Source organism: Corynebacterium sp. AOP36-E1-14 (genome assembly GCF_052377495.1).
In the GTDB taxonomy this organism is placed as follows: domain Bacteria; phylum Actinomycetota; class Actinomycetes; order Mycobacteriales; family Mycobacteriaceae; genus Corynebacterium.
The window spans coordinates 1-25,521 of record NZ_JBQSWV010000017.1 but is presented as its reverse complement, the minus strand read 5'-3'; the positions used below and the strand labels follow the sequence as shown (position 1 = coordinate 25,521).

The window sequence follows — 25,521 nt, the reverse complement described above, 5'->3', positions numbered from 1 at the left end:
CGACGGTGGACCCCATGCCCCCGCACGCCGCCAGTACCGCCGCCAGCCCCGCCGCCAGACGCAGCGTCCGCCTGCTGTCCTACTCCCACGCCACGGTCGACTTCTACCAGGGCGCGGTCGCCGCCCTCGTCCCCTTCCTCGTGCTGGAGCGCGGCTACGGCTACGCCGCGGCGGCCGGGGTGGTGCTGGCGTCCTCCCTGGCGTCGTCGGTGGTCCAGCCGCTGTTCGGCGTGCTCGGCGACCGCTGGCGCATGCGCTGGCTGATCCCGGCGAGCATCGCCGTCGCCGGGGCCGGCATCGCCGCGGTGGCGGTCTCGGAGGCGTTGTGGGTGACCGTGCTGGTCGCCGCGGTGTCCGGCGTCGGGGTGGCCGCCTACCACCCGGCCGTGGCGGGACGTGCCCGGCAGATCAGTGGCAACGACCACGTGGTGATGTCCTGGTTCTCCCTCGGCGGCAACCTCGGTTTCGCCGTGGCACCGGTGGTCGTCGCCGCCACGGTCGGTGTGCTGGGCCTTCGCGCCAGCCCGCTGCTCGCCGTGCCCGCGGTGACCGGGATCGTCGCGGCCGTGTGGGCCGGGCGCGTGCACGCCGCGCAGGACGCACCGGGCGGTGCGTCCGGTACGGCTGGTGCGTCCGCGCTGCCGGAGGACTGGGGGAGTTTCCTGCGCACCACCGTGGCGATCATGTGCCGCTCGGTGGTCTTCGTGGGCATCGGCTCGTTCATCGTGCTGTTCATGCACGAGTACCGGGGCGTGGGGGACGCTCTGGCCTCTGCCTCCCTGTTCGTGTTCTACCTCGGTGGCGCCGTCGGCACCGCGCTCGGCGGCCACCTCGCCCGGCGGTGGCCGCGCACCACGGTGCTGCGGGCGTCCTACCTGGTGGCCACGCCCGTGGTCGCGGGCATGCTGCTGATCCCGGGGCCCGTCGCGTGGATCTTCATCGCGCTGACCTCCGTGGTGCTCTACGTGCCGTTCTCCCTGCACGTCACACTCGGGCAGGACTACCTGCCGCGGCACCCCGGCACCGCCAGCGGTGTGACGCTCGGCCTGGCGGTCTCGGTCGGCGGGGTGGCGTCGCCGGTGATCGGGGCGGCCGCCGACACCGTGGGCCTGGAGGTTGCGCTGCTGCCGCTCATCGCCCTGCCGTTGCTCGCCGCCGCGGTGCTGACCGGGGTGCGCGACCCCTCACGAGAACACGGACTGGGCGAAGACCAGGAAGAGCATCAGGTGCGCCGCCCCGTGGATCGCCGTGACCCGGCGGCCGGTGAAGCTCGCCACTGACAACAGCAGCGTGACCGCCAGCAGCACCAGGTTGGTGGGGGACTCGAAGAGCACCACGTGCTGCCCGGTGGCCATGCCGATGACCAGCACCGCCGGGATCGTGAGCCCCACCGTGTACACCAGGGCGCCGTGGCACAGGTTGCTGACCCGCTGGATCTCCCCGGCGTAGGCGGCGCGCACCGCGGTGATCGTCTCCGGCAGGAAGACGACCATGGCGATGAGCACACCGGACAGGGCCACGGGTGCGCCGGCGCGGGCCAGGCCCTCGTCCAGCAGCGTGGCCATGTCGTGGGAGAGCAGCACGATGGGCAGGACGGTGAGCAGCAGGACGACCGAGCGGGCGATGATCTCCGGGCGGTGCCCGGCGCCGTCGGCGCGCGGCGCCGGGGCGTCCTGCGTGGTTTTCTGCGTGGTTGTTTCGGCGGTGACCTCCCGGAAGTCGGCGGCCTGCGCGCCGGTCTGGCGGTACAGGAAGTAGGCGTAGAGCACCACGGTGAGCAGTGCGATGGTCACCGCCTGGACGGAGGTGTAGGAGCCGTCCGACCCGATCAGGCCCGGCATCACGAAGGCCATCGTGGACAGCACCACGAGCAGGGCGAGGTAGGACGAGGTGCCCGTCCGGTTGGGAGTAAGGTCGCCGTGGCGTGTGCCGCCGACGAGCAGGGCCACGCCGACGACGAGGTTGAGGATGATCATCGACACCGCCATCACCGAGTCGCGGGCGATGGTGGTGTGTTCGCCGGGGCCGAGCATCACCGCGGAGATCAGGATGACCTCGATGACCACGATCGACAGGGTCAGCACGAGGGTGCCGTAGGGGTCGCCGAGGCGGTGGGCGAGGTGTTCGGCCTGGGCGACCACGCCGAAGGCGCAGACGACGATCACGCCGACGAGGCCGACGAGGACGGCGGTGAGTGCCGGGGTCGACAGGTCGCCGTCGAAGACGGGGCCGGCGAGGAGGGTGGCCAGGAAGGTCCCCCAGCCGAGGACGAGACGCGCGACGACGGAACTGGTGAGGGTCTCGCGCAGGGCGGATGCACTGGTCATGATCATGTACCCGGAAATTTCCGCGGGGCCGTCCCTGCTCATGCGGTGTGCCGACGGGTCGTCCCGCCGGAGTTCATGTTCGTGGCCATGGTAGCACCGGTGCGGCAGTGTGGGTGGGGGTGTCCGCCTCCGGTCAGAACGGCAGGAACACCAGCAGCCAGGCCAGCGCGGGGCCGATGAGGACGACCACCCCGGAGTACACGAGCATCTGGCGGAAGAAGCGGTCGCGGTGGGCGGAGTCCACGTTGGCCAGCACCATCGCACCGTTCGTGGAGAACGGGGAGACGTCCACCACGGTGGCGGCGATGGCGATGGCGGCGGCGGTGCCCGCGATCGGCAGGTCGCCGCTGACCAGGAACGGTGCGGCCATGGTGATGGCGATGCCGATCGTGGCGATCGACGACGCCAGCGCCGACACGATGCCCGAGAGGTAGCACAGCAGGAGCAGCCCGATCAGCGGGGCGCCGAGGGAGGACACCGCGTCGGAGATCACGTCGACCGTGCCGGCGGCCTCCAGCACCTCGATGTAGGTGATCATGCCGCCGACCAGCACGATCGTGGACCAGGAGACGTTCGCCAGGGCCGTGTGCGACGCCGCCGGCTTCAGGATCGCCAGGCATCCGCCGATGACCAGGGACACCACACCGATGTTCAGGCCGAAGATGCCGGCGCCGAGGACCAGCGCGGCCAGCCCGACCATGGTCACCACCTGGTACCAGCCGACGCGGGTGTGACGGCGCGTCGTCTGGTCCGTCCGGTCGGTCCCGCCTGTACCGCCCTCCTCGTCGGCCCTGACGAGGTCGAGGTCCGCGCGTGCCCGTGCGCCGAAGAGCTGGCGTCCGCCGAGGAAGAGGTACACGATGCACCCCATCAGCACGTTGAACCCCAGTGCCATGAGGAACAGCGTCCACTGGTGGTTGCCGAGGTCGTTGCTGCGCAGGAAGTCGTTGACGTAGATGCCGTAGATACTCAGCGGGGAGAGCAGCCCCGCCATGCCGCCGTGCACGACCATCATGCCCATCATCAGCTGGTTGATGCGGTAGCGGCGGGCGAAGGGGATGGCCAGCGGGGAGATCACGCCGATGGCGAAGATCGCGCCGATCGACATGAACGCGCCGGTCAGGGCGAAGAAGATCCAGGGCATCACCGCCCGGTTACCGCGCACGGCCTTCATCGCCCAGTAGAGGATGATGTCGATCGTCCCGTTCTGCTGGGCGAACCCGAAGAGGTACGTCAGCCCCATCAGCGCGATCATCAGGTCCACCGGGAACCCGGCGAAGACCTGGTCGAACACCCCGTCGGCGCCGCCGCCTTCGCCGTCGCCGAAACCGGGTACCGCCAGGCCGACGATGAATGCACCGACCAGTCCGAGGATGCCGAGGTTGACGTTGCGTAGCGTGCCGATGAGGAAGATCAGCACCAGGACGGTGATCGTCAGGACGTGCGGGCTCACGGGACTCCTTGGCGGGTGGCGACGGGTGGATAACCGGGGTCATGGTACTCCGCTTGGTGAAGCTAACGTTCTCGGGGCCGACGCTGGCGCGGGGGTGGGCTTCGGGTCATTCCGCCCCGCGGATACGTTTGCCCTGGTAACCTGCTTATTCATGACGTTGCCCTCCGCGGGAAGGCCCGCGCACCCCTCATCTCTCCTCCCCACACGATCCACCAGACTGGCCGCCGTGCTCACCGCCGGCGCCCTCGTCGCCGTCGGTACGGTCGCGGTCCTGCCACCGGTGGTGGCGGACGCAGCGGAACGTCCTGCGCCGTCCGGCTGCGAGGCGTACGTCCCGCAGGACGCCGCTGAGTCGTCCACCAGCAGCGGTTCCGGGAGCCTCGGTAGCTCCGGCGCCGGGACGTCGCTAGCGCAGGACGCCACCGGCGCCCTGGAGTGCCAGGTCACGTCCCCGTCGATGGGTCGCGAGTTCTCCGTGATCGTGCGCCCCGCGCACACCGAGCAGAACCCCAAGGTCGCCCTGTTCCTGGACGGCGCGGACTCCGGCGAGGTCAACGGCTGGGTCGACAAGGCCGGTGCGCTCGACTACCTGGCGGAGGAGGACAAGACCCTCGTCTTCCCGGTCACCGATCCGTGGACCTGGTCGCAGAACTGGGACGAGGACGCCCCCGGCGACGCCGACGACGCCCAGTTCGAGACCTTCCTCGTCGACGAACTCCCGGACTACCTCGAGAACTCCTTCGACGTGCCGGACGGCGGGCGGGGGACCACCGGTGTGGTCGGACTGAGTGCCGGGGCCTACGCCACGATGAACATCGCCTCGAAGCACCCCGAGCAGTACAACTCCGTCTACGCGCTCAGCGGAATCTACGACCCGCAGTCGCCGGGAGGACGCTTCGCCATCGACACCAGCGCCACCCGCCTCAGTGACCGCGGCCGGGCGCCCTGGACGTCCGAGGCCAGCCGTGCGGCGAACAACCCGACCCTCAACCTGGACAATCTCACCATGCCGGTGCTGGTCAACGTGTCCACCGGCATCGTGCACCCCGAGGAGCTGCGGAGTGAGAATCCGTCGGCCGCGATGTTCCTCGGCGGGCCCGTGGAGACGGGGACGTTCGTGATGACCGGGCAGCTCCAGGCCGAGACCGTGCGCCGGGGACTGGACAACTTCGAGTTCCGCTACGACATCTTCGGCGGTCACACCTGGCCCACGTGGCGGCGTGCGGCCTTCGACAAGGGCACGATCTGGACGTTCCTCGACAAGATCTGACGGGTCGGCTGAGTGTCAGTCTTCTTGGGGAGTTGGGGCACCGAGCGCTTCCAGGCCGGCCGAGACAATGGCCTTGGCATCCACGGGATGGTCCTGGTGGAGTTTCGCGTAGGTCGGGGCCGACTCCGGATCGACGGGGGAGTCCCTTTCGTCGCCGACAATAGGGGCGGTAGTGGCGCTGCCGATCACGAAGTTCGACAACGCGTACGCGGATCGCAGCGGGTCTGGTGATCCGGCGCCGCCTAGGAGCGCGCACATTCGTTCGGAGAGCTGCAGGTAATTTGGCCCACGTGGTGTGCGCATCGCGATGACCTGGCAGGCCCAACGATGCTGGACCAGGTGGCGGTAGTAGGCGAGCATCAATGGATGGAGTGGGGCCTTCTGTACTGCGGCAGCGATCTCTTGGTCGGCGCCGAGCGCCCCGTCCAGTGCAAGGTCGAAAAGGTCGTCCACCGAGCAGATGTGGGAGTAGAGGCTTGGCGCGGCGACCTTGAGTTTCTTCGCGAGTGCGCGGACCGTCAGTGCACGTAGGCCCCCCGCGTCAAGGAGGCTGGCGGCGGAGAGGGCGATGTCCTGCTCGGTGATGGCCCGCCTGCGCTGGACGGGCTTGCGGTGATCCCAGTAACTCACGTCTCCCAGGTTATCGGTTGGGCGCGGACGGAACTAAACGAACTATGTTAGGTTTGTCGACATGGCCTCGAATGACAAGCCAGCAAGGATTCTGACCACCGATCGGCTCTGCCTCCGTCTGCACGAACGGGCGGACGCAGCAGTGCTTCACACCATCTATTCACGGGAGGACGTCGCCCGTTTTCTTTTGGATGAGCCGTGGACCGCAGATGATGCCTACCGGCACATAGAGGAGCGGCTGGTGAAGGGTGACCTGGACAGTGACCGTGGTGCCCTCGCCCTCGTTGTTGAATGCGAGGGACGAGTGGTCGGGGATGTCCTGCTCTGGTGGACTGACCGGGAACGCCGCATCGCGGAGATCGGCTGGGTTCTCGATCCGTCCTACGGGGGACGGGGACTGGCACGTGAGGCAGTCGGCGCGGTCCTCGACCTCGTCTTCGTGACGTACCGGGCGCACCGTGTGGTGGCGCAGATGGATGCGCGCAATGTGGCGTCGGCCAGACTGGCTGCGGCGGTGGGGATGGGCAAGGAGGCGCATCATCGCCAGGACTGGTGGAACAAGGGGGAGTGGACCGATACGGTCATCTACGCTGTCCTCGCTGAAGACCGTGTGCATTGCCCTGAACGGTCGCAGTCACGGGCAGCCGCCGAAGCGCCTGCGCCCTGAGTACCGCCGGAATTGCAGGAGGGATCGCCATTGCGGTGGTTACGTTTGGAATCCTTGGTCACTGATCAGCGTGGTTGCCGGTGGGGACCCAGTCGGCGTCGCTCCGAGAACTCAGAGTGGTTTCTGCCAGGTGAGAAGGTAGCGCCAGAACAGGAGTCGGCGCACTCGGGAGCCCGGCAGTAAGGCGCCTGCCGTGCGGCGGACCTCACGGGTTGTCAATGGAGGAGCCAAGACCATTGGCATTGAGCCTTCTGCCGGACCGGTCGGATACGTATTCTGATACCCCAGCAACCTCCTGGCGTGGAAGAATCCGCCCAGCGCGTGGTGGCTGACAGTTGCAGCGAGCTCTACCGGCCACTCCCCCCGGAGGTCGGTTTTCGGCAGAGCGATGGCGGCGAGTGTCCCTCCGGGCCGCAGCGCGTCGGCAAGTACCGGCAGCACATCCCTCAATTCCATGCGGTGCAGCGTGCTGATCGAGAAGATCGCGTCGTACGAGTCCGGTAAAGGAGGGGACTCCAGTATGTCGGCGAGTATGCACGTCACATTGTCTGGGGCCCGTCGCTGTGCGCGGTCGATCATTGTCGGTGACCGGTCGAGTGCGTCGACGCGGTCGGCACGTTCTGCCAACCGGGCAGCGAACGCCCCGGAACCACAACCGACATCAAGCACCGGTCCGCAGCCTGTCGGCCACTGTTTCATCAGGAGCCGGTGGTAGAAGGAATTGTGGTCCCAGGGCAACATGACCGCAGGCTACCTGGCCCGGGCCGCGGCGACGTCGTTCTGCGTGAACTGCCCCTTGCGTCCCCACAGGAACCACAGTGCCGCGCCGAGCAGCGGGAAGGCGAGGATCAGCAGGAACCAGACCGCCTTGCCGCCGCCGGCGAGCACGTCGCTGGTGACGACGCTGACGAGTGCGGCGATGATGAAGGCCAGCAGGGCCAGGGCGATGACGCCGAGGACGACGAGTAGTGCGATGGCCCAGCCGTCGGACAGGCTTCCGTCGGAGTTGGTGACCGCGGCGAGTGTGTACTGCATTGTTTTCCTCCAGAGGTGGTGGGGATGTGTTGCCACCATGATGCCGCTGGGGAGGAGGTCTCGTCGTCAGACCACGGGATGATTCACGGTATGACTCACGGGAGTCGGGACGCCTCGATGAGGTGCCGGCTGGAGTACGCGGTGAACGGACGGCCCGCACGCATGCCGGCGTCCAACTCCCGCAAGGCATCGGCGTAGCGCTCCACCGAGAAGTCCGGCACCCACCACACGCACTTGCGCAGCAGCCACACCATGGCACCGACGTCGAAGAACTGCATCCGGCAGCGGGCCGTCTCCAGGCGTCGGACGCTCAGGCCGGACGCCTCGGCGGCGGCGACCTCCCCGTCCGGCCCGTGCGGGTCCCGCGCCGCGCGTTCCACGGGACGCGGACCGAGGAAGAACTCGATGAGTTCGAAGCCGGACGCCGGACCCACGTGTTGCGCGAGGTAGCGTCCGCCGGGCTTGAGCACCCGGTGGATCTCCGACCAGTCCGGGGACACCGGGTGCCGGGAACTGACCAGGTCGAAGGACCGGTCGGGGAAGGGGAGCGGTTGCGCCCCGTGCGTCCCGACGACCTCCACGCCCCGGGGGCCGAGCCGCTCGCGGGCGCGGTCCGCGTTCGGCGGCCAGGACTCCGTCACCGACATGGGACGTGGCAGGACGCGGGCCTCGTCGACCACCTCACCGCCGCCGGTGTCGATGTCCAGGGCGGCGGCACCGGGATTCTGCGCCAGGGTCCCCAACCGCGCGGACAGCAGGCCGGCGTACCCCCAGGGCGGCCGCTCCTCGGTGGCCCTGCCATCGAGCCAGGAAAAACCCCAACCGTCCACGTCGGCGGCCCTGGCCTCGGCGACAAGCTCCTCGAATGACCTCATGGGGCCACCGTGCCCCGCGCGGCGGCGACCCGGTCAGGCCTGCAGGTCGATGAGCACCTTGATGTCGTCGTCCCGGTGGTCGAAGGCCTCCTCGTAGTTCGACAGCGGCACCACGCGGGTGACCAGCGACGACAGCCAGTCGCGGTCGGCGTCGCCGAGGGCCTTGGCCGCGGCCCGCCAGTGGTCCACGTTGGCGTTGACGGAACCGACCACGGCGGTGTTGTTGAGCACCATGCGTTTTCCCGCGGCGGCGATGTCGACCTCCATTGGGTCACCCTCCTGGATGCCGAGCAGGCAGACGACCGGGTAGGGGTGCGCGTGGGTCAGGGAGGCGCCGACGAGCGGGCCGGCACCGGTGGTCTCGATGATGATGTCCGGGTCCACGGTGTCCAGGATCTCCCGGAACTCACCGGTGTGGTAGGTCGCGCCCAGGTCAGCAACCAGCTTCGGCTTGATGCCGTCCTCCACCCGGTCCACGACGTGGACGTCCAGGCCACGCTGCTGGCCGATCAGTGCGGCCAGCAGACCCACCGGACCGGCGCCCGTGATCACCACGGTGGTCGGCTCGTTCCACGCACGGTTGCCGACCCGGTCGACCTGGTCCCAGGCCTTGGCCACGACGGAGGTCGGCTCCAGCAGGGCGCCGGTCTTGCCCAGCGCCCGGTCGACCTTCACCACGAAGTCCTTGTCCACGACCCACTCCTGGGAGCCGAAGCCGTCGATCTCCTTGATGCCGCGCTCGCGGTACTCGCCGTTGCGGCACATGTCGAACTCGCCGCGGGCACAGGCGCCGCAGGGCTCCGGGTCCGGACGGCGCACCACGCCGACGACCAGGTCACCCTCGGCGAAGTCGGAGCCCTCCGGGGCAGAGATGACCTCTCCGAGGGACTCGTGGCCGATGATCAGGCGTTTGTGGCCCTCCGGTGCCCAGCCGTAACCGCCGGAGTTCAGGTCGTGGTCGGTTCCGCACACGCCGAGGGCGAGTCCACGGACGAGCAGCTCGCCGGGCCCCGGGGTGGGGGCGTCGAACTCCTCGACGGTCAGGGAGTCGGCCCGACCTGGTTCTACAGTGATGGCTTTCATGGTTCCTCCTGAAATCCACTATCCGGCGTACTGCCGGACGGGTTGTCCCTGGACGCCGGGTTCGGCGACGTAGACCGCCCCGGCGGTGGGTTGGGTGCCGTCGGGGACGTTCTCCCTGGTCGTGGTGATGAACAAGCGGTCCAGGTCCACACCGCCGAAGGTGCAGGCGGTGATGTTCGTGACCGGCAGGTCCACCTGCTCGACCAGGCGTCCCGAGGGGTCCCGGCACTCCACGCGTGAGCCGCCGTAGACGGCGGTCCACACGTTGCCCTCGGCGTCCACGCACAACCCGTCGGGCCCGCCGGCCGGGTCGGCGTCGTCGAGGGTGAACAGGGTCCGTCCGTCGTGCAGGCCCTGCTCGGCGTCCCACGAGAACACCTGCGTCGAGCGGGTCGGGGTGTCGTTGTAGTACGCCAGCGTCCCGTCCGGGCTCCAGTCGATGCCGTTGGAGACCGTCACCGCCTCCAGCGCCGTGGTCACGGTGCGGTCGGCGGCCAGCGCCACCAGCACCCCGCCGCCGGACGCCTGGTCGTAGCGCATCGACCCGCCGTACAGCGTCCCGTCCGGCGAGCAGCCGCCGTCGTTGAAGCGCACTTCGGAGGAGGACAGGACGTCCACCACCGGTGCCAGGTCGGACAGGGCCGGGTCGTCCGCGAGGCGGACGGCGTGCTCGGTGGCGACCACCGCTCCGCCGCCTCGACGGGGGCGCAGGAACGCGGCGACCGGGTCGCCGACGGCGACGGCGGTGACCGATCCGTCCTGCGCGGCGGTGAGGACCCGACCTGCGGTCATGTCGACGTAGCGCAGCGTTCCGGCGACGGACGAACCGTCCTGCGGCCACCACACGGGGCCCTCGGCGTGGAAAGCGACCGGCTCGGTGAACTGTGAGGCTCTCATAAATCTGAGTGTAGGCACGCCCCGAACGCAGTGTGGTAAGGCTACCCCCGCAGGTATCGCGGGGTAGCGTGGCGGCATGGCGAAAACAGGAGACCGGACGACACGGGAGACACTGCTGCGCAGTGGCTATGCATTGTTCGGCGTAATCATAATCGGACTGGGCGCGGCCATCCTCCAGACGGGTGGGGTCGGCGTCGACCCGTACACCGCGATGAACATCGGCATCGCGGCATCGCTCGGGTGGACACTGGGCGCCTACCAGCTGCTCAGCAACCTCGTGCTGTTCATCCCCGTGCTGATCTGGGGGCGCAAGTACATCGGGCCCGGCACCGTGATCAACATGGTGCTCACCGGGTTCTTCATCGACCTGTTCACCTGGATGCTCAAGCCGCTGAAGCCCGAGGACCCGTCGATGCTGGTGATGACCATGTTCTTCCTCATCGGCATCGGGGTCTTCGCCTTCGGCGCCAGCGCCTACATGAGCGCCGGGGTCGGAACCGCCCCCTACGACGCGATCGCGCCGATGATCGTGGAGCGCACCAAGCTGTCCTACACCTGGGTCCGCGTCCCGCAGGACGTGCTGATCGTGGTCCTGGCGATCCTGTTCAAGGGCCAGGTCGGCTTCGGTACCGTGATGACCGCGTTCTTCAACGGGCCGCTGATCCAGAACTTCACCGAGAAGTTCAACCGGCCCGCCGTGGAACGCCTCGTGGGAAAGAAGTAGTCAGAACACCGGCCACGGCACCGCCGGCATGTGGCCGCCCGGGGCGGGGAACCGGCCCGCGGCGAGCAGCCGGTCGCACCGCCCGGACAGGGCGGTGACCTCCGCGACGCTGAGCAGCTCGCCGAGCCGCTCGGCCAGTCCGCCGGTGACGTCGCTGGTGAGGCCGTCGCGCACCGCGCGCACCGCGGCGAGTTCGGCGTCCTGCAGGTCCTCACCGACCCAACCCCACAGCACCGTGCGCAGTTTGTCCTCGGTGTGGAAGGTCAGGCCGTGGTCCACGCCGAACAGGTGCCCGCCGGCGGCGGGCAGGATGTGGCCGATCTTGCGGTCGGCGTTGTTGACCAGCACGTCGAAGAGCGCCATGCGCCGCAACGCGGGGGAGTCCTCGTGCAGCAACGACACCGGCTCGTCGTCCTCGTCGACGCCGTCGAGGACGTGACGCCAACCGTCGGCGACCAGCCGCGGGGCGTCCTGCGTGGCCACCAGTTCGACCGGCGAGGTGTCGGTGACCGGCTCGCACCACAGCTGCACCATGCCCTCGCCGAACGGGCCGTCGCGCAACCAGGTGCGCGGCACCACGTCGAAACCCAGGGCGTCCGACAGGACGTAGGACGCCACTTCCCGGCGTGCCAGGGTTCGGTCCGGGAAGTCCCACAGCGGCTTCTCGCCGATCAGCGGCTTGTACACCACCAGTGTCCCGTCGACGGTGCCACGGAAGGTGGCGTTCGACGCGGCGACGATGCGCCCCTCCAGTTCTAGCTCGCCCTGCGGGAGAGTACCGGTGACGTCGGAGCTCACGTTACAGCCCGTCTGGGATGCCGCACTCGTGGCCCTCGGGGTCCATCGGCTCACCGCAGCGCGGGCACAGCGGACGCCCCGAGTTCACGATCGCCAACGTCCGGTCCACGAACGCCTTCGCCGCACCCACCGGGATGCGCACCGACAGCAGCTCGTCCGGCTCGACCTCGAGCTCGACCGGCTCATCGGCGTCCACCGACGCCTGCAGCTCCTCGAGCTCCTCGGCGTCCAGCTCCGGCGGGGGAGCGGCCTCGATCACCACCTGCGAGGTCTTCGGGTCCCAGCCCAGGCTGAGCACCCCGACCCGGAACTCCTCGTCGACGGGCATGTCCAGCGGATCATCGTCGACGAGCAGCTCGTCGGTGACGTCCGGGACGTTGAAGGGGGTGCCGTCCTGGCTGCGGAGTTTGCCGAGCAGCTCGGCGATCCCCTCCGCCAGCGCGGCGGACTGCTGCTTCTCCAGGGCGACGCTGACCGTGGTGCCACGGTCGCGGGCCTGCAGGTAGAACGTCCGGTCACCGGGCATCCCCACAGTGCCGACAACGAAGCGGTCCGGCCAGTCGAATCCGTGTGTGGTGGTGGGCATGGGGCCCATTGTAGGAGCCTTGGACGTGCCGGTGCAGCAAATAGGTCGCGGAGATCAGCGCGAGTGGCCGGCGCCGCCGCCGACCTGTGCTTCGGTGTCGCCGGTGTTGCTGGCGGCCGTGGCCAGTGCCGCGAGCCAGGACAGGTCACCGTCGGTGGTGTTCACGCACAGCACGTGCGGCATCGCCGCGGTGTAGCGGATGATCGTCACCGACGCGGGGTCGGCGTGTACGCGCTGGAAGTGGTCGAAGGGCATGCCGTAGGCGTCGGCGATGACGGACTTGATGATGTCGCCGTGGCTCACCGCCGCCCACACCGCTCCGGGGCCGTGCCCGGACTCGATCGCGGCATCGTGGCGCCGGACCGCGGCGACGGAACGCTCCTGCATATCCGTCAACGATTCCCCGCCGGGGAACTGCGCGGCGGACGGTTGCTCAATGACCGTCTTCCACAGCTCCTCCTTGCCCAGGTCGGCGAGTGCACGGCCCTGCCAGTCACCGTAGTCGCACTCGACGACGCCGTGCTCGGTGATGAGCTCAGGTGTCGTTGTCTGCTGGTCGATGATGGTTTTCGCGGTCTGTTGGCAGCGCTCCAGCGGGCTGGCGACGACCGCTGCCAGGGGAACCTCGGCGAGGCGGGCGGCGGTGCGGTGGGCCTGGTGGTGCCCGGTGTCGTCGAGGAGGACGCCGGGGGTGCGTCCGGCGAGGACGCCGTCGGTGTTCGCGGTGCTGCGTCCGTGGCGGACCAGGATGACTGTGGCCATGGGGCCGAGGTTAGCCGTGGTGGGGCCGGTCGTGCAGTGGGGCCGATGTCATCTGAGCGATGCCCTGGGGGCATTTTCAGGGCGGGAACTGCCCCGGGGCATGACTCAGGTGACATCGTGGCAGGAGGGGCACGCCACCCCGCCCGGCGCCCACCCACCGCTGACCCCGGCGACTCTGTGGCCCGCGAGCCGGGGGCTACACTCTTCCCCGATGGTAATCATGCGTGCAGAGGCGGCCTATCAGCGGACGGCGGCGGCCTTCAGGAATCCGACGCTTGACCTGCTGCACGGCAGGTACGCGCCGTTCGTCGTCGCGGCGTTGTCGCTGATCTTCACCCCGGACCGTCCCACCGTGGCGATCTCGGACGCCCATGTGGAGGTCGGGGACGTCGTCGACGAGCTGCGCGCCGCCGGCTACGACGAGGACGACCGGGTCGACCGGGGCTCCCGTGGCCTGCCGTCCGGCACCGGCCGGGAGATCTGCCGCTACTGGGTGCGCGTCGGCTGGCTCGTCCCGCAGATCGAGGACGACGTGGAGGTCTACCGGCTCTCCGCGCAGGCCGTCGGCGCCCTGGAGATCGTCGGACGCAGCGGCCTGGGACGTGCGCGGGTGTCGCGCTCGCGTGTGCGCACCCTGCTGGACGCCGTGGACCAGCTCGCCCACGCCGCCGAGACCGACCCGCAGGAACGTATCGCCACGCTGCAGGCCGAACGTGCCTCGATCGACGAGGAGATCGCACGGCTCGAACGCGGCGAGATCGACCCCGTCGACGACGACCAGCTGCTCGAGGAGGCGGAGAACGTCGCACACCTGTCCCGCGAGCTGCCGGCGGACTTCGCCCGGGTGGCGGAGTCGATCAACGCGATGCAGCGCGACGTGGTCGCGGACCTGCGTCAGGACGTCCGGCCCACCGGCGAGGTCCTGCGCGAGTACCTGCACCGTGGCCAGCACGTCATGGAGGCCACCCCGGAGGGCCGGGCGTTCTCCGGGGCGTTGAACCTCATCGGCGACCCGGAGCACATCGACCACCTCACCGACCAGCTCAGCATGCTGATGGCGTTGCCGTTCTCCCGGCACATGGGTGCCGAGCAGCGTCGGGAGCTGCTGGCGATCGCGCGGCGTGTGGAGCAGGGCGTGCAGGAGGTGCTCACGGCGCAGCGTCGGGCGTCGCACGTGATCACCGCGCAGGTGCGGACCCACGACCCGGTGCGTGACCGGGAGGTCGACGACCTGCTGCGCACCGTGATGTCGGGGCTGCAGACGTGGATGCATCAGACCGGGGCGCAGGCGCGCCGGCATGACGAGGTCGAGCCGCTGCGCAGTTTCCCGACCGCGCACCTGGGGCATCTGCGTCAGACGCTCAACGACCTGGAGGTGCCCGGTGGTCCGGAGCCGCTGCGGTCGGACGAGTCGGACGTGGAGTTCCTCCATGCCGACACGCGCGCCTGGGGCGGGCCGTACTACCGCGAGCTGGAGGAGTACGTCGCCGGGTTGGACGGCGACAGCTTCGACCTCGCCGACGCCTTCGCCGCGGTCCCGCAGGACGCCAGACGTCCCGTCGACCTGCTGGGCCTGCTGGAGATCGCGCACCGCAACGGCATGCAGGAGGGCGAGGACGTCTCCGTGGTGGAGACCGTGCGCCCCGACGGCACCGTCCGGCGCTTCGCCTTCGGCGCCGTCACAGCAAACACAGCAGCCGACACCGACCGAGGAGCTGAGCAATGACCGAGAACGAGCCGTTCATCGACACCGTGCCGATGGAGCAGGACCCGGACGAGTGCTTCGCCGGCGACCGCGGTGTGCTGGACCCGGAGGTGCGCCGGGTGCTGGTGCGTCTGCTGCAGCGCCGGTTCCTGCAGGCCGACCGTAACCGGGAGGACTGGAAGGTGCTGATGGACAACCAGCAGGTCATCGAGTCGCGGCTGCACGACCTGTTCGTGCGCCTGGTCGTCGACTCCGACCGCGGGGTGGCCTACAAGCAGCAGGTCCGCTCCGACGAGCTGGACGTGCCGATCCTGCTGCGCGACGAGGCCTACACCCGTGCCGAGACGCTGGTGCTGGTGTACCTGCGCACCGTCTACCAGCGCGAGTCCACCGCCGGCGAACTCGCCGCCCGGGTGGATGTCGAGGAGGTCGAGCAGACCGTGATGACCTACTTCACGCAGGCCAACGGGGACGTCGCGCGGCGTCAGAAGCTCATCCGCAACGCCCTCGGCCGCCTGCGCCAGGAGGGTGTGATCGACGAGGAGACCGAGGGCCGCTACCGCATCAGCCCGCTGGTGGAGATCGTGCTCAGCGCCGACCGGCTGCGTGAGCTCGACGAGTGGCTGAAGAAACAGGTTCAGGAAGACGGAGGTACGGAACTGTGACGATGCTCGACACGTTGTTCGGTCTGGTGCCGGCTGAGTCCCGCGGGCAGCAGTGGTTGGCCGACGAGCTGCACCTGGTCAACTGGGGCGGCTACGACGGCGCCCACCGGGTGAAGTTCTCCCCGGAGGCCACGCTGCTGTGCGGCGGGTCCGGTTCCGGCAAGTCCACGCTGATGGACGCCTACATCGCGCTGATGATGCCGCACACCACCCCGTTCAACGGTGCGTCCAACGGGGGAGTGACCGGCCGGCCGCGCGGCGAGGACCAGCGCAACATCCTGTCCTACGGGCGCGGCAAGATCGACGAGTCGCGCACCGACGACGGCACGCAGGTCACCGTGCTGCGCGGTGACGGCTGCGACACGTGGACGGCGGTGTCGATGACCTGGACCGACCACGACGGCTCCCGGTTCACCGCGGTGCGCGCCTGGTACATCCCGGCATCCGCCCGCGTGCTGGACGACACGGTGAAGGTGCGCGGCGTGGCCGAGGGCGAGTTCGACCCGGCCGTGCTGGAGCAGGCGGCCGAGCGACGGCTGTCGGACGCCGCGGTGCGGGCCGTGGGTCTGGAGACCATGGCCACCGACCGGGAGTTCCTGGCGCGCGTGCACTCGGTGCTCGGCATCGGTGCGGCAGGTGCGGGGGCCAAGGCGATGAGCCTGCTCGCCCGGATCCAGGCCGGTCAGCAGATCACCACCGTCGACGAGCTGTACAAGCGTATGGTGCTCGAGGAGCCGGAGACGATGGCCACCGCCGACGCCGTGGTCGCCCACTTCGACGAGCTGGAGAGCACCCGTACCCGGATGGTCACCGCCCAGAAGCAGGTCCGGGTGCTGCAACCCGTCCGCGGCATCCGGGTGCGGATCGAGGAGTCCGCCGAGAGGCTGCGCCTGCTCGACGAGCTCGGACGCTTCGCCGACGCGTCCTCCCTGGCGTCGTTGTGGCGCACCTCCCGACGCCTCGACCTGCAGCACGAGGCGGAGACCGAGGTGCGCACCCGCAAGCAGGCCGCGGACGCCGAGGTGCGCGCGCAGGTGGCGTCCGCCGAGGCGGCCGAGGCCGAGCGCGACGGCCTGGTGGACGTCCTGCGCCACTCCGGCGGCGACCGCCTGGACACCGCCGAACGCGAACTCACCCAGGTCGACCGGCGGCTGACCGCGGTGCGGCAGAACCGGGAACGCTTCGAGGAGAACACCGCCTGCCTGGACCTCGACGTGGCCACCGGGGACGACTTCGCCGCCCTGGCCGAGCGGGCGCGCGCCGCGCTCGCCGACCGCGACGCCAAGACGTCCTCCCGCGACGCCTACGCGGAGTCGCGCGTGCAGCTCAAGGACCTGCGCCGGCGGCTCGCCGAGGTCGAGACCGAGCACCGCTGGACGCAGCAGCGTCGTGACAACATCCCCGAGCGCCTGCACGTCGCCCGCCGGCTGCTGGCCGACGCCGCCGACCTGAGCATCGACGACCTGCCCTTCGTCGGTGAGCTGGTGGACGTGGCCACCGAGTACGAGCCCTGGCGCGAGGCGTTCAACCTGGCTCTCGGCGGCTTCGCCACCACCATGCTCATCGACGCCGACGACCTGCCCCGCTTCCGCCGGGCCGTGGAGACCGTGCGCACCGACGTGCGGCTGCGCTACGAGGGTGTGCACACCGGCTTCGAGCAGCGCGACGGCCTGGACCCGCAGCGCATGCCCGGACGCCTGGACTACCGCGAGACCGCCTTCACCGGCTGGCTGCAGGACCGCCTGGAACGCCAGTTCGGCTTCCACTGCGCCGACTCCGCCGACGAACTCTCCGCACGTCAGCCCGCGCTCACCATCACCGGGCAGGTCTCCCAGGGCGACCGCGGAGCCCACGGCGGGCACGGCGGACGCAACGTGCTGGGCTTCTCCAGCCACCGGCGCCTCGGCGAACTCGAGGAGACCATCGGTGCGTTGCGCACACAGGTCCGCGAGGCGGAGGACGCCGAACGTGCCGCCGGCGCCGACCTCGACGCCCTGGACGCCCGGCACGCCGCCTACTCCCGCGTCACCGACCTGACCTGGGAGGAGATCGATGTCGCCAGCGTGGAGGCCGAACGTGCCCGCTGGTCCGGCATCATCGACGAGATCACCGACGGCAACCCCGAGATCGCCGACCTGCAGCGGCAGATCGCCGAGCTGAAGGTCACCGTCACCCGCCTGCAGGAGTCCACCGGACGCGCCAAGGGCGATCAGGAACGCCTGGCCGCGCAGTGGGCCGACACCGTCGACGAGGTCGACGCCGCCCAGGAGGCACTCGACGAGGCGGAGAGCGCCGGCCGGGAACTCGACGACGCCCAGACGTCCTACCTCAACGAACGCTTCGACCCGCCGGAGGCCGCAGGCTCCGGTTCCGGTGACGGCCCGGCAGCCACCGCGAAGCGTCTGGCCAGGTTCGACGCCGCGCTGGACACCGCCTCCAGGCGTCTGGAGGACGACCGGGCCGCCGCGCAGAACACCGTCGCCGAGCAACGCGAGGCGCTGCGCCGGACCATGGAGACCTTCCTCGACGCCTGGCCCAACCCCACGCTGCGCGCGGACCCCGACACCTCCCTGAAGGACTTCGAACGCATCCTGGTCGACCTGGAGACCAGCGGGCTGCACGAACTCGAGGCCGAGTGGCGCGACAGCCTGCTCACCCTCTCCGGCAACGACCTGACCAACCTGGACTCCACGCTGGGACGCTCGCTGCGCGAGATCCGCGAGCGCATCGAACCGATCAACCGGATCATGGAGGACCTGCCGTTCTACGACGACGACCACCGGCTGCAGATCTCCCCGCGGGAGAACCAGTCCGAGGTGCGCCGCCGCTTCCGCAAGGACCTGCGCGACGTGCGCACCCTCATCGCCGAGGCCGGCAACGACGGCGAACGTGAGCAGGCCTACGAGCGCATGGCGCGACTGATCAACCGCATCAGGCGCACCGCGCCCGACTTCGCCGACCTGGTGGACGTGCGCAACCACGTGCGCGTCAGTGCCGAGAAGATCCACGCCGGGACCAAGGAGCACGCCGCCCTCTACGACCACATCGGCGAGAAGTCCGGTGGCGAGTCCCAGGAGCTCATCGCCTTCATCGTCGGTGCGGCACTGCGTTACCAGCTCGGCGACGCCGACGCGGCGCGTCCCCGCTACGCGCCGGTGTTCCTCGACGAGGCGCTGATCAAGGCGGACGCACACTTCACCGAACGTGCCATCGGTGCCTGGCGGGGCCTCGGTTTCCAGCTGGTCATCGGCGCGCCGAACGACAAGTACAGCGCGATCGAACCGCACGTGGACGTGGAGTACGACATCCTCAAGGACACCCGCGGGCGCTCCTGGGCCAAGCCGAAGGTGGGGTTGGTGGGGTGAGAGGCACCCCGCGTCGCGTGCAGGATAGGGCCCTCGCGTGCCAAGGAAGGGACGACTCCGGCACGCTACCGGGGGGGGTCGGTGGCCTACTGCTGCGTGGTGTTGACGATGTAGAGGTCGCAGGGCGACTCCGCGGCGACCTTGCGCGCGATGCTGCCCAGGATCCGGGAGAAGCCCTGGACGTGCTTGTTGCCCACCACGATGGTGTCAGCGTCCAGCTCATCGGCCTTCTTCAGCAGGGCCTCGGCCGGGGTACCCTCCACCGCGGCGGCGTGCACGGTGATGGAGGGGTACTTCTCGCGCAGGACGTCCGACACGGAGTCGGCGACCTCCTGCGCGGCGTGCGAGTAACTCTCCGTGAGCCGACGGTAGGCGGCCTGCGTCCCGGCGCTCGGGTTGTTCGCCCGGGCGGCCTCCAGGGTGACCGTGCCGCTGATGCTGAACGCGGAGAGCACGTGCAGCTCCGCACCGGTGCCGGCGGCCAGCTCGGCCGCCTTGTCGGCGGCGGCGAGGGCCGTCTGGCTGGAGTCGACACCGGTCACGATCGTCTTGGTCATGGTGCACCTTTCGAGGGAAGGACGGATACTTTCGTCAGTGTAGTCTGCGTCGGAACAGTGCGTGTCCCGGTACGAGCCTCAGTGCGTGGTGTGCACGATGAACAGGTCGCACGGTGCCTCGGCGGCGACCTTGCGTGCCACACTGCCCAACACCCGGGAAAACCCCTGCACGTGCTTGTTGCCGACCACGATCGTCTCGGCGTCGAGTAGTTCGGCCTGGCGCACGAGCACCGCCGCCGGCGTGCCCTCCTGGGCTGACGCCTTGACGGTGAGCCCGGGGTGCGCCTCTCGCAGCACGTCGGCGACCGCCTCGGCGACCTGTCCGGCGGCCCGGGCCTGCCCCTCACTCAGCCGCTGGTAGGCGACCGAGGTCGACAGTCCGAGGTCCCGGGTCTTGAACGACTGCAGGGTGTCGGCCGTGCTGGTGCTGAAGGCGGAGAACACGTGGAGCTCGGCCCCGGTGCCCTCGGCGAGTTCCGCGGCGCGCATCGCCGCGTTGAGCGCGGTCTGACTGGAGTCCACGCCGGTCAGGATGATCTTCTTGCTCATCGGGGGCCTTCCTGGGGATCGGTCGGTGAGGTGGGTGAAATGGGTGAGGCGGTGGCGGTAGCCGAGGTCGTGTCGTTCTCGGCGGCCTCTGCCTGAGCCTCTGCCTCGTCCTCTGTTTCGGCGCTTCCGGTGCCGCCGTCGGCCAGGCCGGCCTGCTCGATGAGCTTGGGGCGGCGCACGGCCTGCCAGATGGCGAAGGCGATGGAGGCGATGGTCAGGATACCGAGAACCAGTGGGATGGGCTCGAGCATCCAGGTGAAGCTGCCGTTGTTGATGATCATCGCACGGCGGAAGCCGCTCTCGGCGATGGGGCCGAGTATCACGCCGATGATCAGCGGGGCCAGCGGGTAGCCGCCCTTGACCATGATGTAGCCGAGGATCGCGGCGAGGAACATCACCAGCACGTCGAAGACGCTGGAGCGCATGGCGTAGGAACCGACGACGGCGAGCACGATCACCGACGGCCACAGCAGGCGCGGCGGGACGGACTCGATGAGCTTCACCCAGAAGCTCGTGCCGAACCAGCCCAGGACCAGCAGCACCAGGTACACCAGTGCGAAGCCGATGAACAGGCCGTAGATCAGGTCCGGGCTGCCAGTGAACAGGGTCGGGCCGGGCTGCAGGCCGTGCACGGTCAGCGCACCGATGAGCACGGCGGAGGTCACGTCGCCCGGGATGCCCAGGGTCAGGGTGGGCACCATCGCACCGGCGGTGCCGGCGTTCTTCGACGACTCCGCGGCGGCGATGCCCCGCGGGTCGCCCTTGCCGTACTGTGACTTGTCCTTCGCCGCACGCTTGGACTCGTTGTAGGCAACGAAGGAGCTGATGTCGCCGCCGACGCCGGGGATGATGCCGATGATGAAGCCGATGGCGGAGCCCAGGAGGCTGGACGGTGCCAGTTTGCGGAACCAGGACGGTGTGGCACGGAACTTCTCCGGCTTCATCTTCAGGTTCAGCTTCGTGACCCGCTCGACCTGCAGGAAGGCCTCGGAGACGGCGAACAGGCCGATCATCAGGGGGATGAAGGAGATACCGGAGATCAGGTCGGCGTTGCCGAAGGTCAGGCGGGGGAAGCCCTGGATGGTGTCCAGGCCGATCATGGCGATGCCCAGGCCCAGGAAACCGGCGATGAGGCCCTTGACCATGCGTCCCTCGGAGATCGAGGCGATGATCGTCAGGGCGAACAGGGCGAACAGGGCGAACAGGGCGAGCATGAAGTTCGCCGAGGAACCGAAGCCCAGGGCGAAGTTCGCGATCACCGGGGAGAAGAACGCGAGCAGCAGCACGCCGATGAAACCGCCGATGCAGGACGCCAGCACGGAGATCTTCAGGGCCTGCACGCCCTTGCCCGCCAGGGTCATGGCGTGCCCGTCGGCGACGGACGCGGCGGAGGCTGGCGTCCCCGGCGTCCTGATCAGGATGGCGGGGATGGAGCCGGCGTAGACGGCTCCGCCGTAGATGCCGAGCAGCAGCATCATGCCGGCCAGTGGTTCGAAGGCGAAGGTGAAGGGGAGCAGCAGCGCCACTCCGACCGTCGCCGAGATGCCGGGTAGTGCACCGACGACCACGCCGATGAGCACACCCAGGACGAGCATGAACAGGACCTGCACGTCGGCGATGGCGCCGAAACCTTCTATCCAGTTACTCATGGCATGATCCCCTCGATGATGCCGTCGGGCAGGTAGACACCCAGGGCGGCGGTGAACAGGTAGTAGACGACGACGGCGACGGCGACCGGCACGAGCACCAGTCGCAGCGGGCTACGGATACCCATGATCAGCAGGCCGACGACCATGAAGACCAGGGTGGAGAGCATGAAGCCCAGCGGTGTCATCGCGTAGGTGTAGGCGATGCCGGCGACCACGATGAGCACCGTGCGCAGCCGGGCGCCCTTCTCCGGCAGGAAGGTGTTCTTCTCCGCGTTGAACAGCAGGAGCACACCGAGTCCGGCGAGGGCGAAGCCGATGAGGCGGGGGAGTGCGGCGGTGCCCGGGTCCTCAGGCTGCCCCGGTTCAGGGAAGCCGGCGGCCAGGACGAGCAGGGCGACGCCGAGCAGCAGGATGATCACCGCGATGATGCGGTCACCCAGGAGTGATCCCTGCGCTTGTGTCTGGGGTTGTGTCTGTGTGTCGGTCATCATTCCGCTCCCAGTCCTGCATCGGAGACGACGGTCTCGTAGCGGTCGTATTCCTCAGAGAGGAAGTCGTCGAAGCCGGCTGCGTCCTTGTACTCCTGGGTGAAGCCCAGGTTGTCCATGTAGTTGGCGAAGCCCTCGCTCTGGCGCGCCTCGTTGAAGCACCTGTTGAGTTCCTCGACGTCCTCGTCCGGGGTGCCGGACGGGGCGAACAGGCCGAGGATGGCGTAGCTCGTCCAGTCCACGCCGGCCTCCTCCACGGTGGGGACGCCGGGAAGCAGGTCGTCGAGGCGCTTGTCGCCGGCGATCGCCAGGGCACGTAGCTGGTTCGACTCGACGTAGGGCGCGATCTCCGCGGCGCCGACGGCGACGGCGCGGGTCTCGTGCCCCATGACCGCCTGCAGGGCGCCGGCGGCGCCGCCGTAGGGGACGTTGCGGATGTTGGGTTGCTCGGCCGCCTGGGCGAGCCCGGCGAAGCCCATGTGGTAGATCGAACCGGTGCCGGAGCTGGCCATCGTGACGTCCTCGTCGGTGGTCAGCAGTTCGTCGACGTCCTCGATGTCGGAGTCCGGCGGCACACCGTAGGCGACGGGCTGTTCGCTGTACTGCATGATGCCGCGGACGTCGTCCGGCCCGATCTCGGACACCCCGAGGTGGCGAAGGGTCGAGAGTTCGATGGTCGCCACACCGATGGTGTTGCCGTCCGGGGCGGAGGAGGCGACGGACTGGAAGCCGACCGTGCCGGAACCGCCGGACTCGTTGCGGATGATCACGTCGCGTCCGCAGGTCTGCTGGGCGTAGATGGCGAGCTGGCGGGCGGTGCCGTCGGCGGAGCCGCCCGGGTCGAAGGGGACGACCAGGTTCAGGGGTGCACCGCCGGACGAGGAGCCCTCCGACTCCTCGTCGGTGCCGCAGGAGGTCAGTGCGAGGGCACCGACCAGGGTGAGTGCGGCGACGGCGCGTCCTGCCCTACGGGTGGTTCCTGGTCTCGGTCGTGTTGGGATCTGTCCACTCATGCATGGTCCTCGGGTCTCAACGTCGGTCGCGAGCGAGTGTTCACTGTGCGAACGCTCGTTCGCTTTACGACTAAAACTTACCCGATAGAAAGTGTTATGCACAACAGCGCCGGTCAAATGGGAGGTCAGTCACTTCCCTCGCGCTCGACGACGAGGATCCGGGCCTCCGGGGCGGGGTGGGCGACATGGGCGTCGCCGACCTCGACACAGCACAGCGAACCCGGGGTGAGGTGCTCGACACGCTCCTCACCGTCCACGGTGTAGTGCATGTCCACCGCACCGTCGAGGACGACGAAGACCTCCGGGCCGTCGTTGACGTGCCACTTGTACGGTTCGTCGGTCCAGTGCAGCCTGGCGGTCGCGGTCTCGAACACCCCGAGGTCGAGGGCGCCCCACGGGCGCTCGGCGGTGAACTCGCTGGCGTTGATGAATCTCATGTGTTGCTCCGTGTTCTTGTCCGTGTTCTCGTCCGGGTTCTTGTCAGGGGAGGACGTGGACGGTCGTCCCGCCGAGTACCCGCCCGTTGACCTGCACCTCGATACGGTGCGGACCAGGGTGGATCGTGCGGATCGACACGTGTGCGAAGGCGTGCCGGCGGCTGAACTGCACGGCCTGACCCGGCGGGAGGTCGCGCACGGTCAGCTTGAACACCTTGCCCGCCTTCGGCCCGCGCGCCCCCTGGTAGTGCACCACGTAGTCCACGGCCGCCCGTGTCGGCGCCGTAGCGGCGTCCGCACGCAGGGTGAAGGACAACTTCGTCGCCTCGCCGATGGCGATCGTCGACGGGGAACAGGACAGCTCCAGGAGCTCGACCGGGGCATCCGGGTCGAAACCGAGGATGGCCAGGGCACGCGGGTCGCCGCGTTTGATCAGTGTGCGCAGGCTGTGCCGCACCACGAAGTCGCCCTGGGTCGACGCCTCCGCCCACCGGCGGGCCGTCTCCAACGCGAGCTCAGGATGGTCCTTGGCGATGTCGTTGAGATGGTTGGCCACCGAGCGCCGGACGTAGAGGGAGTCGTCGTTGACCAGGCCCTCCAGCAGCTCCAGCGCGTCGGACGGGTCGGCGATGAAGTGGGGGAGACGCCCCGCCCAGGGCAGACGCGGGCGTGTCCCCTCCGAGACCAGGCGCCGGACGTGCTCGTCCGGGCTGTCGACCCAGGCGCGCAGGTGCGCCATGGTGGTCTCATAGTGGTTCAGGATGAAGGGGCGGATCGCAAATTCCGCGGTGTGGTGCGAGGTGAGGTCGGCCAGCAACGGCAGGGCGACGTCCGGCCGGTCCGCCATCGCCACGGCGACGTAGTCGTTTACCGGCATCCCCGCCCACTCCGGCAACGCCGTCGCGGTGCCGTCGTTGCTGGCGCGCAGGACGTGGCGGACGACGTCTGCGGCGCCCTCGGCGTCCTGCGCGTTGTCTTTGTCGTCGCCGGACGCCGGCAGCGTCGCAGCGAGCGCGGCGGCGATCTGCGCGCTCCGCGCCTTGAGCTCCAGGTCATCCAGGCCGGTGAGCGCGATTTTCTCGAAGGCCGCGCGATCGAAGGTGGGGGACGCCGCGGCGAAGGCGGCCCCGATGCCCGTGACGAGCTCCGGTGACAGGTAGTCCTTGAACGCTGACTTCTGGGGCTTGTCGTTCTGCTCGTCCGTCATAAGCGACAGTTTGCCATGGGCGTGTCAGCCGCTGTTCCCTCCGGCTCCATCATCTGATCGGGAGTCGCCAGACCCGGCGATGGGTAGGCAGCGGCCGGTGGGTGTGGGCGTTAGAGTGGTGATGTCACATGAAAATAGTAGATGGTGGCGATGAGTGACCTCTTGATTCGGAACGTCGACGATGTGGACGCAACCAGAAGATCCGTACGGTGGCTCCCAATGGGGCCGCGGAGGCTCAGATGCTCGGAGGATTACGATGGTAGCTCGTATTCAGCAGGGAAGAATGCCCAAGCGAGAACTCTCGTTTCCCGACCATCTGTCATTACTTCAGCATGGGGACATGAGGAATGCCATCTTCAAGAAAGTCTTCTCCGGCGCGTGTGAAACCGAAAGACTCATACCACTCCTCTAGGGGCGCTTGGGCATCGAGAACGATCTTCTTGTCCGGTGCAGCTTTCGAGCACTGGTTCAGTGCGTATGTGAAGAGTTCCCGGGCGATACCGGTACCACGGTAGTGCTTGTCTGCCACGACGCGCCCGATACGTAGCGACTGTTCTTCGGTTAGTATTCGCAACGTGGCGAGAATGTCGTGATTTTTAGTGGCTCTTCGCGATTCACAGTGCGTTGATCCGGTCGCGGAGCTGCCCGGAATGAATCAGCGACCTCAAGATGTAGTGGTCCAGATTTCGGAACCCCAGTGCAATCCCGCGCAGGTCCTCCAGCCTCCCATTGACGGCCTCGACGGGCCCGTTCGACGCTCCGACATGGAAATACGCCAA

Annotated in this window: 27 protein-coding genes; 7 read left to right on the top strand and 20 right to left on the bottom strand. The window is 68.8% G+C overall.

The window, feature by feature from the left end; all coding sequences use genetic code 11:
- The first annotated feature begins 14 nt into the window (after window positions 1-14).
- Entirely contained in the window at window positions 15-1,280 is a 1,266-nt protein-coding gene (locus tag ACT3TD_RS09195) for an MFS transporter (RefSeq protein WP_441579394.1), read from the top strand.
- On the opposite strand, the gene ACT3TD_RS09190 is transcribed toward ACT3TD_RS09195, so the two are convergent.
- Together ACT3TD_RS09190 and ACT3TD_RS09185 are read right to left on the bottom strand one after the other, a co-directional pair.
- Entirely contained in the window at window positions 1,185-2,327 is a 1,143-nt protein-coding gene (locus ACT3TD_RS09190; protein ID WP_444615041.1) for a calcium:proton antiporter, read from the bottom strand. The genes ACT3TD_RS09195 and ACT3TD_RS09190 overlap by 96 nt on opposite strands.
- A gap of 133 nt (window positions 2,328-2,460) precedes the next feature.
- A complete protein-coding gene (locus ACT3TD_RS09185) occupies window positions 2,461-3,780 on the bottom strand; it encodes an SLC13 family permease (protein ID WP_444637982.1) in 1,320 nt (439 codons plus the stop codon).
- Window positions 3,781-4,006: 226 nt separating this feature from the next.
- Here ACT3TD_RS09185 and ACT3TD_RS09180 point away from each other — a divergent pair, with 226 nt between their 5' ends.
- The gene (locus ACT3TD_RS09180) at window positions 4,007-5,050 is read left to right on the top strand and encodes an alpha/beta hydrolase (RefSeq protein WP_441579397.1); all 1,044 of its coding nucleotides are present in this window, start codon (window positions 4,007-4,009) and stop codon (window positions 5,048-5,050) included.
- A gap of 15 nt (window positions 5,051-5,065) precedes the next feature.
- Here ACT3TD_RS09180 and ACT3TD_RS09175 read toward each other — a convergent pair whose 3' ends face one another.
- Window positions 5,066-5,680, bottom strand: coding sequence for a TetR/AcrR family transcriptional regulator (locus tag ACT3TD_RS09175; RefSeq protein WP_441579398.1), 615 nt, complete (start codon window positions 5,678-5,680; stop codon window positions 5,066-5,068).
- Between the two features lie 61 nt (window positions 5,681-5,741).
- Here ACT3TD_RS09175 and ACT3TD_RS09170 point away from each other — a divergent pair, with 61 nt between their 5' ends.
- Window positions 5,742-6,347, top strand: coding sequence for a GNAT family N-acetyltransferase (locus tag ACT3TD_RS09170; RefSeq protein ID WP_441579399.1), 606 nt, complete (start codon window positions 5,742-5,744; stop codon window positions 6,345-6,347).
- Between the two features lie 111 nt (window positions 6,348-6,458).
- Here ACT3TD_RS09170 and ACT3TD_RS09165 read toward each other — a convergent pair whose 3' ends face one another.
- The 5 genes from ACT3TD_RS09165 to ACT3TD_RS09145 all read right to left on the bottom strand — a co-directional run bounded on the left by ACT3TD_RS09165 (window position 6,459) and on the right by ACT3TD_RS09145 (window position 10,237).
- Window positions 6,459-7,088 (bottom strand): class I SAM-dependent methyltransferase, encoded by a 630-nt coding sequence (locus ACT3TD_RS09165; protein WP_444615039.1) that lies wholly within the window; start codon window positions 7,086-7,088, stop codon window positions 6,459-6,461.
- A 9-nt stretch (window positions 7,089-7,097) separates the two neighbouring features.
- On the bottom strand, window positions 7,098-7,382 hold the full coding sequence (locus tag ACT3TD_RS09160; protein WP_444615038.1) for a PLD nuclease N-terminal domain-containing protein: 285 nt from the start codon (window positions 7,380-7,382) through the stop codon (window positions 7,098-7,100).
- Between the two features lie 95 nt (window positions 7,383-7,477).
- Complete coding sequence (locus ACT3TD_RS09155; RefSeq protein WP_444615037.1) at window positions 7,478-8,257, bottom strand: class I SAM-dependent methyltransferase; 780 nt, start codon at window positions 8,255-8,257, stop codon at window positions 7,478-7,480.
- Between the two features lie 33 nt (window positions 8,258-8,290).
- Complete coding sequence (locus ACT3TD_RS09150) at window positions 8,291-9,340, bottom strand: glucose 1-dehydrogenase (protein WP_301441875.1); 1,050 nt, start codon at window positions 9,338-9,340, stop codon at window positions 8,291-8,293.
- Between the two features lie 18 nt (window positions 9,341-9,358).
- Complete coding sequence (locus ACT3TD_RS09145; RefSeq protein ID WP_441579527.1) at window positions 9,359-10,237, bottom strand: SMP-30/gluconolactonase/LRE family protein; 879 nt, start codon at window positions 10,235-10,237, stop codon at window positions 9,359-9,361.
- A 76-nt stretch (window positions 10,238-10,313) separates the two neighbouring features.
- On the opposite strand from ACT3TD_RS09145, the gene ACT3TD_RS09140 reads away from it, so the two are divergent.
- Window positions 10,314-10,961, top strand: a complete 648-nt coding sequence (locus ACT3TD_RS09140; protein ID WP_301441873.1) for a YczE/YyaS/YitT family protein — start codon at window positions 10,314-10,316, stop codon at window positions 10,959-10,961.
- On the opposite strand, the gene ACT3TD_RS09135 is transcribed toward ACT3TD_RS09140, so the two are convergent.
- The 3 genes from ACT3TD_RS09135 to ACT3TD_RS09125 are packed head-to-tail and all read right to left on the bottom strand — an operon-like array spanning window position 10,962 to window position 13,107.
- The gene (locus tag ACT3TD_RS09135) at window positions 10,962-11,759 is read right to left on the bottom strand and encodes an SCO1664 family protein (RefSeq protein ID WP_444615036.1); all 798 of its coding nucleotides are present in this window, start codon (window positions 11,757-11,759) and stop codon (window positions 10,962-10,964) included. It lies immediately after the preceding gene.
- A 1-nt stretch (window position 11,760) separates the two neighbouring features.
- Window positions 11,761-12,345, bottom strand: coding sequence for a DUF3090 domain-containing protein (locus ACT3TD_RS09130; RefSeq protein WP_441579526.1), 585 nt, complete (start codon window positions 12,343-12,345; stop codon window positions 11,761-11,763).
- 54 nt (window positions 12,346-12,399) lie between these two features.
- Window positions 12,400-13,107 carry an MSMEG_4193 family putative phosphomutase gene (locus ACT3TD_RS09125; RefSeq protein WP_441579525.1) on the bottom strand — a complete coding sequence of 236 codons (708 nt, stop codon included), beginning with the start codon at window positions 13,105-13,107 and terminating at the stop codon, window positions 12,400-12,402.
- A 211-nt stretch (window positions 13,108-13,318) separates the two neighbouring features.
- Between ACT3TD_RS09125 and ACT3TD_RS09120 the strand changes: the two genes are divergently transcribed.
- The 3 genes from ACT3TD_RS09120 to ACT3TD_RS09110 are packed head-to-tail and all read left to right on the top strand — an operon-like array spanning window position 13,319 to window position 18,842.
- Complete coding sequence (locus ACT3TD_RS09120) at window positions 13,319-14,833, top strand: DUF3375 domain-containing protein (RefSeq protein ID WP_444615035.1); 1,515 nt, start codon at window positions 13,319-13,321, stop codon at window positions 14,831-14,833.
- Entirely contained in the window at window positions 14,830-15,477 is a 648-nt protein-coding gene (locus tag ACT3TD_RS09115) for a DUF4194 domain-containing protein (RefSeq protein WP_301441868.1), read from the top strand. Before ACT3TD_RS09120 ends, ACT3TD_RS09115 begins: the two co-directional genes overlap by 4 nt.
- Before the next feature lie 2 nt (window positions 15,478-15,479).
- Complete coding sequence (locus tag ACT3TD_RS09110; protein ID WP_444615034.1) at window positions 15,480-18,842, top strand: ATP-binding protein; 3,363 nt, start codon at window positions 15,480-15,482, stop codon at window positions 18,840-18,842.
- 86 nt (window positions 18,843-18,928) lie between these two features.
- Here ACT3TD_RS09110 and ACT3TD_RS09105 read toward each other — a convergent pair whose 3' ends face one another.
- From ACT3TD_RS09105 to ACT3TD_RS09065, 9 genes are all read right to left on the bottom strand, one after another.
- Window positions 18,929-19,399, bottom strand: coding sequence for a universal stress protein (locus tag ACT3TD_RS09105; RefSeq protein ID WP_301442948.1), 471 nt, complete (start codon window positions 19,397-19,399; stop codon window positions 18,929-18,931).
- A 78-nt stretch (window positions 19,400-19,477) separates the two neighbouring features.
- On the bottom strand, window positions 19,478-19,948 hold the full coding sequence (locus ACT3TD_RS09100; RefSeq protein ID WP_444615033.1) for a universal stress protein: 471 nt from the start codon (window positions 19,946-19,948) through the stop codon (window positions 19,478-19,480).
- Entirely contained in the window at window positions 19,945-21,597 is a 1,653-nt protein-coding gene (locus tag ACT3TD_RS09095) for a tripartite tricarboxylate transporter permease (RefSeq protein ID WP_441579521.1), read from the bottom strand. The genes ACT3TD_RS09100 and ACT3TD_RS09095 overlap by 4 nt, the downstream gene beginning before the upstream one ends.
- Window positions 21,594-22,085 carry a tripartite tricarboxylate transporter TctB family protein gene (locus ACT3TD_RS09090; protein WP_441579520.1) on the bottom strand — a complete coding sequence of 164 codons (492 nt, stop codon included), beginning with the start codon at window positions 22,083-22,085 and terminating at the stop codon, window positions 21,594-21,596. The genes ACT3TD_RS09095 and ACT3TD_RS09090 overlap by 4 nt, the downstream gene beginning before the upstream one ends.
- Window positions 22,085-23,098, bottom strand: a complete 1,014-nt coding sequence (locus tag ACT3TD_RS09085; protein ID WP_441579519.1) for a Bug family tripartite tricarboxylate transporter substrate binding protein — start codon at window positions 23,096-23,098, stop codon at window positions 22,085-22,087. The genes ACT3TD_RS09090 and ACT3TD_RS09085 overlap by 1 nt, the downstream gene beginning before the upstream one ends.
- A gap of 125 nt (window positions 23,099-23,223) precedes the next feature.
- The gene (locus tag ACT3TD_RS09080) at window positions 23,224-23,535 is read right to left on the bottom strand and encodes a cupin (protein ID WP_444615032.1); all 312 of its coding nucleotides are present in this window, start codon (window positions 23,533-23,535) and stop codon (window positions 23,224-23,226) included.
- 43 nt (window positions 23,536-23,578) lie between these two features.
- Window positions 23,579-24,742 carry a DNA alkylation repair protein gene (locus tag ACT3TD_RS09075; RefSeq protein WP_444615031.1) on the bottom strand — a complete coding sequence of 388 codons (1,164 nt, stop codon included), beginning with the start codon at window positions 24,740-24,742 and terminating at the stop codon, window positions 23,579-23,581.
- 322 nt (window positions 24,743-25,064) lie between these two features.
- A complete protein-coding gene (locus ACT3TD_RS09070) occupies window positions 25,065-25,328 on the bottom strand; it encodes a GNAT family N-acetyltransferase (RefSeq protein WP_444615050.1) in 264 nt (87 codons plus the stop codon).
- Window positions 25,329-25,356: 28 nt separating this feature from the next.
- Window positions 25,357-25,521: transposase (locus ACT3TD_RS09065; protein ID WP_444615049.1), on the bottom strand; the 165-nt coding region annotated here is incomplete at its 5' end.